Consider the following 12,240-nt stretch of genomic DNA (forward strand, 5'->3'; position numbering starts at 1 on the left):
GCCCCACGGTCGCGGAGAACCTGATCCTGCTGTGCCGGTTCCACCACGGCCGCATCCACACCCCGGGCTGGTCGGTGGAGAAGACCGGCCCCGGTCAGGCGATCATCACCCACCACGACGGCCACGACGGCCTCCAAGGCAGCCAAGGCCAGGGCGGCACCGCCGGTGGCTCGGCCGGGTGCGGGTGCGCTGATTGGCGCACCGATGCCGACATGGACGCCGAGCATGCAGGCTCGGACTGGGACGTGTTCCCCACCGGGCTCTACCGCACCGAATGGTCCGAGACCTTGAAACCCGACCTCGACGGCATCGCCGAGATGATCGACCGCGACCGGGCGATCAAAGCCATGCGAGCGGCGAAAGCGCGATGCCGAGCGACATTCGGCATACGCGAAGCCTCAAGCGCCGAAGCAGCAGCCGAGGCGCCCCCACCACCGACACCAGGAGGGGCGGGGTCGGCGACCGACGACTACGGCGACCCGCCGTTCTTACCCTGCCCCAGCAGGCGACTGCTGGGGGAAGCGCCGCACACACCACGCAGCGCCACCCGAACCCCAACAGGGGCCGGGCCCCTCAGCATGCCCACACCAGGAAACCCACCCCACCCCAGCCACACACCCCACCATCACCGCCGGACTGAACCCCGACCCGACCAGGCCAGAGAACCGGAGACGAACCCAAACCCGCCCCCACCTTGTTGTCGCTGACCGCCTGAACCCCGAGCCCGATCCGGCCGGGAAGCCGGAGGCAGACCCGGCCCCTCCCTCACCTCTTCATCGCTGCATGTCTGAGCCTCAGCTCGAATGGACCGAGAGGCCGGAGACGAACCCGGCCCCGCCCCACCTTGTTGTCGCTGACCGCACGTACCAATGCCCGGTCGCCCCCGGAGAGTCGCTACCGGCCCCGCCGCTCCCCCGGCTCCTCGTCGCCTGCTTGCCTGGAGCACCTGATCGTCGTCTCCAGAATGGGCACGCATTTGAACGGCTCCATGATCTCTGGCATCATCGCCATCGCTCTCGGAGCGGGGCTCTACACGTGGTGCTGGTGGGCGGACGCAAGCACCGGTAGCCCTCTCGCACTGCGACGCAACCCGCGTCACGCCCGCAGCGCCCGACCCGGGTGCCGGCACTGTCCCGGGCTATTTGATGGCGCCCGCGGTCAGGCCTGCCTGGATCTGGCGTTGGAAGAGGATGTAGGCGATGAAGATCGGGATCATGGCGAGCACGGTGCCGGCGAAGAGCGCGCCCGAATCGCCCTCATAGCCTTGGCGCAGGGCGAGATTCGCGAGGCCCTGCGAGATCATCGCGTCTTCGGGGTTGCGGCCGAGGAGGACCAGCGGGAGCAGGAACTGGTTCCACTGGCCGATGATGTTGAAGATCGTGATGGCGATCAGCCCGGGCTTGGCCATAGGCAGCATGACCTGGAAGAACAGCCGGTAGTGCCCCGCGCCGTCCACGACCGCGGCCTCGGCGACTCCCGTTGGGAGCGTTCGGAAGAACGCGGTCAGGAAGAAGACCGTGAACGGCAGCGAATAGGCGATGTAGACGATCACGAGGCCCGTGTAGGTGTTGAGCAGGGACACGTTCTGCAAGGTCTTGAACAGCGGGAACAGAGCCAGGAACACCGGGAACATCATCCCGGCGGCGAACCCGAAGTAGATGACGCGGTTGCCGGGGAACTCGTAGCGGGCCAGCACGTACGCGGCCATCGCCCCCAGCAGCATCGTGCCGGTGACGCTGAAGACCATCACCTGCACGGTGTTGAGGAAGTAGCCGCCGATGTTGCCGTTCGTCCAGGCGTTCACGTAGTTCGCCCAATGGGGCGCCTCGGGCAGGCCGAGCGGGTCCGAGGCGATCTCCCGCGTGGTCTTGAAGGAGGACATGACGATCCAGGCCACCGGGATGATGACCATGAGCGCCCAGAGCCACAGGAAGCCCTGCGAGAAGAAGTTGAGCGCGTTGCCTTCGGGTCGCGGAGTGCGGTCCGGGGTCCGTACGGGCGGTGTCGCTTCGGCCGCGCCTTCAGAGGTACTGCCGGGGGCGGTGTCGGTTGCCATGTCGCTCCTCAGAACTCGATCCGCTCGCGGCGGCCGAACCGCAGCGACACGACCGCCAAGGACAGGGCGGCGAAGAACAGGACCACGCCGAGCGCCGACGCGAACGCCTGCTCGCCGTGATTGAACGCGTACTTCCAGATGACGCCGCCGACCACTTCGCTCGCCGCGTCGGGCCCGCCGCGTTCGGGCGTCATCATGTAGATGAGCACGAACACGTCGAGCGCCACGATCGAGAGGTAGATCCACGCGGTCTGCACCGAGTCCCACAGCAGCGGCAGCGTGATCTTGAAGAACATCGGCACCCGCCCGGCGCCGTCGATGACCGCCGCCTCGTACAGGTCGCGCGGGATCGACGCCATCGCCGAGGAGAAGAACACCAGGTAGAACCCGACGGCACTCCACACGAGGACGGCGATGACCGCCGCCAGCACCAGGCGCTTGTCGGCCAGGAAGCCGTTGACGGGGGCCGGAAGCCCCACCGCGGTGAGCGCCCCGGTGATGAGCCCGCCGAAGTTCTCGGGCGCGTACACCTGCTTCCACAGGATCCCGATGATCGCCACCGAGAGCACCTGCGGGAAGAAGTACACGACCTTGTGGAACCGGGCCCCGCGCACACCCTCGATGCGGCCCCTGCGCACCCGCCCGCCGAGGTTGAGCATGAACGCGAAGAACAGGCCCAGCGCGATCGTCACGACCGGCAGCACCACCAGGATGATCCCGGTGTGCCGCAGGGCGGGCAGGACGAGCCGCTCGTCCTTGAAGAGGTTCACGTAGTTGTCGAACCCGATGTACTCGAAGGAGTTCGACGAGCCCGACCAGTCGGTCAGGGAGATCTGGAAGGCCTGGGCGAACGGCAGGATCACCAGCCAGGCGTACAGCCCCACCGGCAATGCCAGGAAGCTCAGGATGAACGGGTACCTGCCGTGCTTCACAGCCCAGGCCCTCCTCTCTGCTCGTCGCGCCTACTCGTCGTGGGTGAACTTCTCGATGGTGTCGTCAGCGGCCGTCTCGTCGGCGACCGTCTGCATCCGCGCGATGAACTCCTCGGGCGTCGTCTCGGCGTTGATGAGCTGGCCGAGCGCGGGGCGCACCTCCTCGTTCATCTTCGTGTACCAGTAGCGGAACTGCGGCTGGAACATGTCGTCCGGATTGGACACCAGGGCGTCGGTCATCTTCGCGGCCTCGTTGTCGAGCGCGACGCCCTTGACCACGGTGGTCGCCTGCACGGTGTCGCCGAAGATCTGCGAGCCCTCCTGGGAGAGCATGATCCGCAGGTACTCGTACGCACCCGCGAGGTTCGTCGCGTTCTTCGGCACCACGAACGGCTCGTCGCCGCCGGCGCTGATGAGGCCGGGCTGGACGCTGCCCTCGAGCGGCGGCACGCCCATCGGGGCGTACTCGAAGCCCTCTGGGGCGATGGCCTTCTGCTCGTTGGGGAGCCACGACCCGCACGGCAGGAACGCGGCCTCGTTGTTGTTGAAGGCCGTCTGCGACTGGATGTGGTCGATGCCCGCGCTGCCGTCGAGCAGGTAGCCCGCGGCGCCGAGGCCGTGCATCGCCTCGGCCGCCAGCGCCACCGACTCGTGGCCCCAGGCGCCGTCTTTGAGGTTGTCGATGTCCTTGAGGACCTGGACGCCGCCGTGGCGGCCCGCGAGCATGAGGAACATGTCGTAGAGGTACACGGGGTGCTGCCCGGCGTAGGTCCACGGGGCGACCCCGGCGGCCTGGATCTTCGGGCAGAGGGCGAGCATTTCGTCCCATGTGGTCGGCGGGGTCCAGCCCTTGTCGCGGAAGAGCTTGGCGTCGTACCAGATCGTCCACGCGTTGAACACGTAGTTGAGGGCGTAGACCTTGCCGTTGAAGGTGCCGGCATTGAGCACGCCCTCGCGGAGGGTGTCGAGCACGGTCACGTTCGGGTCGTCGTAGGAGGGGGCCTCGAGCAGCGGGGTGAGTTCGGCGAGTTCGCCGTCGCTGACGAGGGCGTCCATCGGGATCTGCTGGGCCCCGGAGTTGTCGAGGACGTCGGCGGGCTTGCCTTCGGCGAACCGCGGCTGCTGGGTCTCGGCGATCGCCTGCGTCGCGGTGTGCTCGATCTTCGCGTCGGGGAACGCGCGGTTGTAGATCGCCTGGTGGGCGACGGCGTACTCGTTGCCGAAGCCGCCGTCGAAGATGACGACGTCCAAGGGCGCCTTCGGGTCGACGCCGAAGGGGTTCTCGGCGTCCTCCCCCACGGTGACCTCTTGGTCGTCGCCGTCGCTGCCGCTGGTGGCGCAGGCTGCCAGCGAGGAGGCCGCGAGTCCGGCAGCGGTGGCGCCGAACAGATTGCGGCGGTTGAACATCGGGTGCTTGTCGGCTGAAGTGTTCCTCATGGTCGCTCCTTCAAGGGGTAGAGGTTGGGCATGACCGCTGTGGACGGCGAGGGTCAGCTCGATCCGTTCCGTTGGCGCGTCGGCCGGTGGCCGACCACGGCTCGGGCCCGGGACTCCAGGGCCTCGAGAGCTGCGGGGAAGCGCCGCTGCGCGACTGCGATGTGCACGAGGTCGGCGACGAGCAGGGCCGAATGCCGGGAGGCGAGCAGGTCGGCGCGGTGGCCGGTGCGGGTGGTGGCCGAGACCAGGCAGATGTCGGCGATCTCGGCGAGGGCCGAGTCGGCGTGGCCGGTGAGGGCGACGGTGAGGGCGCCGCGGCTGTCGGCCTCGGAGAGCATCTCGATGACCTCGGCGGTGGAGCCGGAGAGGGAGACGGCGAAGGCGATGTCGCCCTCGCCGAGGAGGGCGGCGCTGGCGAGCGCGTCGTGGACTTCGGTCCAGACCCATGCGGCGACGCCGGTGCGGTAGAAGCCCATCTGGAGTTCGCGGGCGACGGTGGCGCTGGTGCCGACGCCGTAGACGTCGACGCGGCGGGCGTCGCAGACGCGGGCGGCGACGCGTTCGACGGCGTCGAGGTCGAGGGTGTCGACGGTGTCGCGGAGCATCGCGGCGTCGATGGTGATGAGCTGCTTGAGGACCCGGTCGAGGGGGTCGGAGGGGGCGATCTCCTGTCCTATGTTGACGTCCCAGCCGGTCTCGAGTCGGGCGGACGCACGTCCCGTTTCGGTTGCGATTGCAACCCTGAGGGCTGCGTAACCGTCATATCCGAGATGACGGCAGAATCTAGTGATGGTTCCTGGGGAGGTACCGGAGAGCTCGGCGAGGTCCATGATCGTGGCCCGCGCGGCGGCTTCGGGGTCGGCGAGTACTTGGTCGGCCACTTTCGACATGGCTTCGGAGAGTTCGCTGGCGCCGTGGCGGATCCGTTCGAGGACTCCGGCCGCTGCTGGTGCGTTGGGCGCATCTGGGCTAGTTCGGTCCATTGGCATCCCCTTCGGGAGGTGGATGCAAGAAAAACTATTACCTATGCCACACTCGTGTCAAGTTCATGAGAATTATTTTTACTGGTTTGCACCGAAGGCGGATACTGCTGGTATCGCAAGGAGCGGGGACCCCAACATGCACGCAAGACTCGCCGTCGGCCTCGACGCCGGCGGGACCAGCAGCCGCGCCGTCCTCATAGACGAGAACGGTGCGGTGCTCGGCACCGGCGCGTCAGGACCGGCCAACCCGGTCGGCGGCGACCGGGAGATCGCGCTGTCCAACATGGCCCTCGCATTCCAGCGGGCCCTCGGCGGCATCGACCCGGCGGAGGTCGGCTCGGTCTGCGTCGGCACGGCCGGAGCGCTCTCCCTCACCGAGGAGGTGCGCGAGCTCTCCGCAGATCTCAAGCGGCGCTTCGCGACCGAATGCGACGTCCGGGTCGTCTCCGACGCGGTGATCGCATTCGCGGCCGGATCGTCCGCATCGGACGGCACGGTCGTCGTCTCGGGCACCGGCGCGGTGGCGTTCGCGATCCGCGACCGGGCCCCGGCCCTGCGTTCGGACGGCTACGGCTGGCTCTTCGGCGACGCCGGATCGGGCTTCTGGCTCGGGCGCGAGGCCGTGCGCGCCGCGCTGCGGCACATCGACGGGAACGGTCCGGGCGGGCGGCTCGTCGAGGCCATCATCGCCGCCATCGCGCCCGACAAGCGGCGCTCGGGCGCGCTGGTGGCCAAATGCATGGCGGACCCGCCGGTGCGGCTCTCGCGGTTCTCCGCGCTCGTGTGCGAGGCGGCGGACGGCGGTGACCCGGTGGCCGAGTCGATCGTCGCGCGCGCCGTCGGGCATCTCGCCGAATCGGTGTCGTACGTGGTCGACCGCGAGCTGCCGATCGTGATGGCGGGAAGCCTCCTCACCCGCCCGACCCCGATCGCGGCGCTGCTCCAGGAGCGGTTCCGCCTCGTGTACCCGAAGGCCGGCATCAGCAAGGCGACGGACCCGGCGATCGGGGCCGCCTGGATGGCCGCCAGCGCCTTCGTCACCGACCAGGAAGCCCGAGTCCGCCTCCACCGACAACTCGCCTGGCGTTAGCCCGCACAGCGCGCGTGGCGACGCGTGCGAGCCGTAATGCGGCGCAGCTCGCGGGATGCAGGACGGCGCGTGCGAGCCGCAATGGAGCGCGGCTCGCGCGATGCAGGCCGACGCAGCGCAGCTCGCGCGCGGCAGGCCGAACCCGTCGCACCCCGATGCCGGCATCGATCCGGGGCGGCGGCGAATCGCCGCCCGGACAGACCGCTCCTGCCCTCAAGCCACCCTCAGCGCCCTCGACAGACGGCCCTCGGCCGCTTCCAGTCTCGCTTTCGCCGCAGGGGCGTCAATGCCGAGCTCGAGCATGACGACCGCGGTCTTCACGTGCTCTCCCGACGCGGCCAGGGCCGCCTCTGCGGCTTCCGCGTCGGCGCCGGTGATCTCGCGGATCATCCGCACGGCCCGCGCCGCCAGCTTCGAGTTCGCGACCCGCATGTCCACCATGTAGTTCCGGTAGACCTTTCCCAAGCGCACCATCGTGATCGTCGAGATCATGTTGAGCACGAACTTCTGCGCCGTGCCCGACTTCAACCGCGTCGACCCGGCCACGACCTCCGGCCCGACCTCGACCTCGATGCGGTGCTCGGCCACAGCGGACAGGAGTGTGTCGGCGTTGCACGACAACCCCACCGTGAGCGCCCCGCGCCGCCGGGCCTCCTCGATCGCCGCGACCACGAACGGCGTGCGGCCGCTCGCGGCCAGGCCCACCACCGCGTCGGCGGGGCCGATGTCCTCGGCGGCCATGGCCGCGGCCCCGGCGGCCGCGTCGTCTTCGGTGCCCTCCACGGCGCCGCCTTCGGCGGCCTTCCCGCCCGCGAGGACCGCCTTCACCAGCTCGGGGTCGGTCGAGAACGTGGGCGGGCACTCGGCCGCGTCCATGATCGCCATCCGCCCGGCGGTCCCGGCGCCGACGTACCGCAGCCGCCCGCCCTTCGCGAGCCGTTCGGCCACGGCGTCGATCGCGGCGGCGACCTGCGGGAGCACCGCGGCGACGGCGGTCGGGACGCTCGCGTCGGCCTCGTTCATGGTGCGCGCCAAGTCAATCGTCGAGAGCCCCTCGATCCCGGCGTAGCGGGGGTCCGCCTGCTCGGTTGCCAGGGCGGCCAGCTGGGTGCGCGCCCGCAGGCGCTCGGTCGTCTCACTCACAGTTGCGAGCCTAGCGTAATGAAGTGAATTTTCATTCCACCGTATGGACATGAAGAATCCCGCCGTACCGTGCACTCCCGCCCGCAGGTGTACGGTGTCGTCATGCCTGCCAGCCGCACCGACACGCCCAACCTCCTGGTGCTCATCAAATCCGTCCTGCCCTCGCTCTCGAAGGCCGAGACCAAGGTCGCCCAGGAGATCATCCGCGAGCCCGAGGCCGCCTCGACCCGGACGATCACCGAACTCGCGCGCGCCGCGGGCACCTCCGAGGCCACCGTCGTGCGATTCTGCCGCTCGCTCGGCCTCGCCGGGCACCGTGAGCTTCGCATGCGCGCCGCGCAGGCCGTCATCGGCACCGGCGAAGGCCCGGACCGCGAGATCGCGGGCGGCGACATCCCGACGGGCGCCGACATGTCGCGCATCATCGCCACCGTCTCGTACGCCGACGTCGGCGCGATCACCGACACCGCGAACGCCCTCGACACGGCCGCGTGCGAAGCCGCCGTCGCGGCCCTCGCGGGCGCGGGCCGCATCGACGTCTTCGGCGTCGAGGCCTCGGGGATCGTGGCGTCTGACCTCGTCAAGAAGCTTCACCGCATCGGCTGCACCGCGTTCTCGTGGCCGGACGTGCACTCCGCGCTCGTCGCGACCGCGCTCGCGAGTCCGAAGGACGTCGCGGTCGCGATCTCCCACTCCGGGGCGACCACGGAGACCGTGGAGTTCCTCGAGTCGGCCCGCGACCGCGAAGCGATGACGATCGCCATCACCAACCACGCCCGCTCGCCTATCGCGACAGCGGCGGACCTCGTCTTGACTACGGCTGCAAGGGAAACGACGTTCCGATCAGGAGCGACGGTCAGCCGCATCGCCCAGCTCATGGTCGTCGACTGCCTGTTCGTGGGCGTAGCGGCCAAGCAGCGCAAGCGAACCGCCAAAGCCCTCGCCGCGACGGCGGCGGCGGTGTCAGGCCGCCAACGCGCCTGAGCCGAGCTCAGTCCGGGCCGATGACCTCGAGTTTCGGGAAATAGGTTCTGAACCTGGCGGTGTCCCGCGTGAGCAGCCGATACCCAGAGACCATCGCGTGCGCGCCGATATAGAAATCGGGCGATGGGGCGCGCTTCGTGCCGCCCCGCGTCCTGTACATCGCAAAGGCCTTGCCCGCCAAGAACGCCGCTTCATAGGGCAGAGCCTCGCGCAGTACCTCCCGCGCGGGCAGCAGCGCTTCGAGCGGCTCGACCGCATCGAAGCGCACCGACACTTCCGCGTAGATGATCGGATTGATGCAGAGCAGCCCCATCTCGAAGGCTCGGGCGAGTGCCTGCTCTGACCAATCGGCCCACTTCTGGTCGTCGCCGAAGAGGTCGAGCCAGATATTGCTGTCTACCAGAGTCCAGACGGGCTCATTCACCGCGAAGCATCTCCATGAGCTCGTCGGTGGTCTTGTCCATATTCGCAGTGCCCTTGCCGCGAAGGCCCCTCACGAACCGCTGTCCGCGGGTCTCTTCCTGTGGGACAGGGCGGAGCACGACCTGGCCGTCCTCCTCGACGAACTCGAACTCGTCTCCCGGGCGCCAGCCCTGCTTGGCGCGAATCTCGGCCGGCACGGTGACCTGGCCCTTGGTATTCATCAGCATAAGAGTCACCTCCTCAGGCTACGTAATACCAGGTGGTAGTAATACCACTCTAATCGCTGCGGCGTGTCGACCGCTCGTATTCCCGGCCGGTTTCATCGGCATGGCGAAGGCGGGGGCCTTGTGGGCCCCCGCCTTTCGGTGGTGCGGGTTACGTGTTGTTGGCGAGGGCCAGGAGGCGGTCCCTCGCGCCGTTGAAGTGGTCGCGGTCGACGTTGCCGGAGATGCCGGAGACCGATCCGGTGGCGGTGTACTGCCAGAACGTCCAGGTGGTGCTGCTCCAGCCCGCCGGGAGCGTCGGCGATGAGGCGCCCCAGTGCGCGATCCAGAGCGGGCTCTTCGAGGCCATGCCGGTCCACGAGCCGGTGCAGGAGTTCCACCACGAAGCGGTCGTGTAGATGACCACGTCGCGGCCGGTGCGCGCCTTGTACCGGTTGTAGAAGTCGGTGATCCAGGTGCGCATCTGCGTGGTGGTCAGGCCGTAGCAGGCCGCGCCCGATGGCGGGGCCTCGAGGTCGACCGCGCCGGGCAGGGTGAGGTTGTCGGCCGACCAGGCGCCGCCGTTGCCGGCGAAGTAGTCCGCCTGCGCGGTGCCGCTCGAGGAGTTCGGGCGGGCGAAGTGGTACGCGCCGCGGATGACGCCGGCCGCGTGGGCCGCCGGGTAGTTCGTGTTGAACCGGGGGTCCTTGTAGGTGGTGCCCTCGGTGGCCTTGATGTAGGCCCACTGGACGCCGGAGTTCCTGACGGAGGTCCAGTTGATCGTGCCCTGGTAGTTGGAGACGTCGATACCGGCGACGCGGGTCTGCGCCTGGGCCGGGCTCGCGACGGCGAGTCCGGCGGCGGTGAGGACGGTGGCCGCGAGGAGGACGATGGCGGCTCGGAGTCTGCGACGGGAAAGGGTGGGGGGAAGCTTCACTTTTACTCCCTGCTTGTGAGGAGATCAGTGGATTGGGGGGAGTGCACGGTTTTGCACCCGGAACCCAGTATGAAGATAAGCTCCACCGAGAGTCAAGCTTGTGAAAATAACTTTCCGCCACGGGCGAATGAACGGCTACGTGTAGTGCAGGCCGTGGCCGAAGGCGAACGCGATCTCGCCGTCCGCGTTCGGCACGTCCACCGGCAGCGCGCCGCCCGGATCGACCTCACCGGTGATGACCTTCGCCAGGGACGCAAGTGAAACGGCCGTGTATGAATAGGACGCCAGGCTCGCGTTGACCGCGCCGAGGCGCGCGGCGTCGTAGGGTGTGCCCACGGCGGCGGTCACGACCCGCGCACCGGCCTTCACCAGCTCGGCGACCAGGTTCGCCTGCGCGCCGCCGGCCGCGGCGTTGTACGTGGCGACGACGACGAGGTCGCGGCCGGCGGCGGCGGTCACGGCGGCCTTGATCCGGTCGGCGTCCGGTGCGTCGCCGGTGACGAGCGCTTCCGCTTGCAGCCCTTGGCCGTTCAGAGCGTCGGTCAGGCGGGCGACGGTGTTCTCGCCCCAGCCGGCCACCAGGACACCGCCCGAGGCGCCCGTAGCGCTGTCGGCCGTGAGCGGGAGCGTGCCGTCGTTGACGAGCAGCGTGATCGAGCGGTCGGCGATGTCGGCGGCGACCCCGCGGTGCTCGTCGGAACCGACCACGGCGATGCCGGCGGCGTCGGTCCGGGGTGCCTCGATGATGCCGCGGGCGGCCTTGAGCGCCAGCAGCCGCCGCACCGAGTCGTCGATGCGCTCCTCGGTGAGCTCCCCCAGCTCGACCGCGTGGAGCACCGCTTCGTAGGCGAGCGGGAAGTTCGGCGGCATGAGCAGCAGGTCGGCCCCGGCCTGCAACGCCATCACCGGCACCCGATCGTCGCCGTACTCGGTGCGGACCCCTTCCATCTCCAGGGAATCGGTGACGATCACGCCGTCGAACCCGAGTCGCTCGCGCAGCAGCCCGGTGAGGATCGGGGCCGAGAGCGTGGCGGGTTTCAACGAGTCGTCGAGGGCCGGGAACTGGAGGTGGCCCGACATGACCATGTCGGTCCCGGCCGCGATGGCGGCCGTGAACGGCGGGGCGTCGATCCGCTCCCACTCCTCGGCGGTGTGGGTGATGACCGGCAGGCCCACGTGGCTGTCGGTGCCGGTGTCGCCGTGGCCCGGGAAGTGCTTGGCGGACACGGCCACGCCCCCGGCCTGGTAGCCGCTCACCTGAGCGGTCGTGAACCGGGCGACGAGCTCGGGATCGGAGCTGAAGGACCGCACACCGATCACGGGATTCGCCGGATCGACGTTCACGTCGGCGTCGGGCGCGAAGTTCTGGTTGACGCCCATGGCCCGCAGCTCCACGGCCGCCGCTTCGGCCGCGCGGCGCGCGGCCTCGGCGTCCCGGGTCGCGCCCAGCGGCATCGCCCCCGGGAACTGCGTGACGGGCTCGCCGATGCGGACGACCGTGCCGTACTCCTGGTCGGCGGCGATGAGCAGCGGGATCTCGGAGGCCTCCTGGAGGCCGTTGGAGAGCGCCACGATCTGGTCAGGATCGGACAGGCCGTTGGCCCAGTCGAAGTAGATGATGCCACCGGGTTTGAAATCGGCCACGAACGCTGCGCCGTTGTCCGATCCGAGGCGCTCGCGGTTCGAGTCGACCGCGTCGGCCTGGTCGGTATCGGCCGTCTCGCCGTGCACGTACACCATGAACAACTGGCCGACCTTGTCCGCCAGAGACATCGACGCCAGCTGCGTCTCGACCCAGTCGGGAGTCGCCTCCGCGGGCTCGTCCGCCTGCGGCTCCTCCTCGCCGCGCCGCGCCGCGGCCTCGGCGATCACGGCGCCACCGCCGACGACCGCGAAGGCCCCGGCGACACTCGAGGTGAGGATGGTCTTGCGGGAGAGCTTCGGCGAACGCACCCGCCCATCCTGACCCAGCCCGGCGAATCCCGCAAACCCGACCCTCGGCGACACTGACGCGAATCACATCAAATCGGCCAGCGTACGGCGAAAGCCGGG

At 69.2% G+C, this 12,240-nt stretch carries 11 protein-coding genes and 1 pseudogene; 3 read left to right on the plus strand and 9 right to left on the minus strand.

The features are described from left to right. Positions 1 to 707: pseudogene (locus JHY01_RS15130) on the plus strand (hypothetical protein); the annotation flags it as partial. A 431-nt stretch (positions 708 to 1,138) separates the two neighbouring features. Here JHY01_RS15130 and JHY01_RS15135 read toward each other — a convergent pair. From JHY01_RS15135 to JHY01_RS15150, 4 genes are read right to left on the minus strand one after another with little or no spacing between them, the layout of a single operon-like run. Next, the gene (locus JHY01_RS15135; protein WP_205326499.1) at positions 1,139 to 2,056 is read right to left on the minus strand and encodes a carbohydrate ABC transporter permease; all 918 of its coding nucleotides are present in this window, start codon (positions 2,054 to 2,056) and stop codon (positions 1,139 to 1,141) included. Positions 2,057 to 2,064: 8 nt separating this feature from the next. Beyond that, complete coding sequence (locus JHY01_RS15140; protein WP_205326500.1) at positions 2,065 to 2,988, minus strand: carbohydrate ABC transporter permease; 924 nt, start codon at positions 2,986 to 2,988, stop codon at positions 2,065 to 2,067. A 30-nt stretch (positions 2,989 to 3,018) separates the two neighbouring features. Further along, positions 3,019 to 4,425, minus strand: coding sequence for an N-acetylglucosamine/diacetylchitobiose ABC transporter substrate-binding protein (gene ngcE / locus JHY01_RS15145; RefSeq protein ID WP_205326501.1), 1,407 nt, complete (start codon positions 4,423 to 4,425; stop codon positions 3,019 to 3,021). Positions 4,426 to 4,478: 53 nt separating this feature from the next. Next, positions 4,479 to 5,408 (minus strand): MurR/RpiR family transcriptional regulator, encoded by a 930-nt coding sequence (locus JHY01_RS15150; protein ID WP_205326502.1) that lies wholly within the window; start codon positions 5,406 to 5,408, stop codon positions 4,479 to 4,481. Between the two features lie 136 nt (positions 5,409 to 5,544). On the opposite strand from JHY01_RS15150, the gene JHY01_RS15155 reads away from it, so the two are divergent. After that, positions 5,545 to 6,498 carry an N-acetylglucosamine kinase gene (locus JHY01_RS15155; RefSeq protein ID WP_205326503.1) on the plus strand — a complete coding sequence of 318 codons (954 nt, stop codon included), beginning with the start codon at positions 5,545 to 5,547 and terminating at the stop codon, positions 6,496 to 6,498. A gap of 213 nt (positions 6,499 to 6,711) precedes the next feature. Here JHY01_RS15155 and murQ read toward each other — a convergent pair whose 3' ends face one another. Further along, on the minus strand, positions 6,712 to 7,641 hold the full coding sequence (gene murQ, locus JHY01_RS15160) for an N-acetylmuramic acid 6-phosphate etherase (RefSeq protein ID WP_307814460.1): 930 nt from the start codon (positions 7,639 to 7,641) through the stop codon (positions 6,712 to 6,714). 102 nt (positions 7,642 to 7,743) lie between these two features. On the opposite strand from murQ, the gene JHY01_RS15165 reads away from it, so the two are divergent. After that, positions 7,744 to 8,625, plus strand: coding sequence for a MurR/RpiR family transcriptional regulator (locus tag JHY01_RS15165; RefSeq protein ID WP_205326505.1), 882 nt, complete (start codon positions 7,744 to 7,746; stop codon positions 8,623 to 8,625). Between the two features lie 7 nt (positions 8,626 to 8,632). Here the strand turns inward: JHY01_RS15165 and JHY01_RS15170 are convergent, their stop codons facing one another. From JHY01_RS15170 to JHY01_RS15185, 4 genes are all read right to left on the minus strand, one after another. Then, on the minus strand, positions 8,633 to 9,049 hold the full coding sequence (locus tag JHY01_RS15170) for a type II toxin-antitoxin system VapC family toxin (protein ID WP_205326506.1): 417 nt from the start codon (positions 9,047 to 9,049) through the stop codon (positions 8,633 to 8,635). After that, positions 9,042 to 9,275 (minus strand): AbrB/MazE/SpoVT family DNA-binding domain-containing protein, encoded by a 234-nt coding sequence (locus JHY01_RS15175; RefSeq protein ID WP_205326507.1) that lies wholly within the window; start codon positions 9,273 to 9,275, stop codon positions 9,042 to 9,044. The genes JHY01_RS15170 and JHY01_RS15175 overlap by 8 nt, the downstream gene beginning before the upstream one ends. Positions 9,276 to 9,423: 148 nt before the next feature. Then, complete coding sequence (locus tag JHY01_RS15180; protein WP_205326508.1) at positions 9,424 to 10,188, minus strand: lysozyme; 765 nt, start codon at positions 10,186 to 10,188, stop codon at positions 9,424 to 9,426. 135 nt (positions 10,189 to 10,323) lie between these two features. Continuing rightward, on the minus strand, positions 10,324 to 12,141 hold the full coding sequence (locus JHY01_RS15185; protein WP_205326509.1) for a glycoside hydrolase family 3 protein: 1,818 nt from the start codon (positions 12,139 to 12,141) through the stop codon (positions 10,324 to 10,326). Between the last annotated feature and the right edge of the window lie 99 nt (positions 12,142 to 12,240).

Source organism: Glycomyces sp. YM15, from assembly GCF_016918015.1.
Lineage (GTDB): Bacteria > Actinomycetota > Actinomycetes > Mycobacteriales > Micromonosporaceae > Glycomyces.

What these genes read in the sequence shown, in the direction of transcription:
- JHY01_RS15135 (WP_205326499.1), bottom strand. Translation starts at nt 2,056, where the DNA reads ATGGCAACCGACACCGCCCCCGGCAGTACCTCTGAAGGCGCGGCCGAA.
- JHY01_RS15155 (WP_205326503.1), top strand. Translation starts at nt 5,545, where the DNA reads ATGCACGCAAGACTCGCCGTCGGCCTCGACGCCGGCGGGACCAGCAGC.
- JHY01_RS15165 (WP_205326505.1), top strand. Translation starts at nt 7,744, where the DNA reads ATGCCTGCCAGCCGCACCGACACGCCCAACCTCCTGGTGCTCATCAAA.
- JHY01_RS15150 (WP_205326502.1), bottom strand. Translation starts at nt 5,408, where the DNA reads ATGGACCGAACTAGCCCAGATGCGCCCAACGCACCAGCAGCGGCCGGA.
- ngcE (WP_205326501.1), bottom strand. Translation starts at nt 4,425, where the DNA reads ATGAGGAACACTTCAGCCGACAAGCACCCGATGTTCAACCGCCGCAAT.
- JHY01_RS15175 (WP_205326507.1), bottom strand. Translation starts at nt 9,275, where the DNA reads ATGCTGATGAATACCAAGGGCCAGGTCACCGTGCCGGCCGAGATTCGC.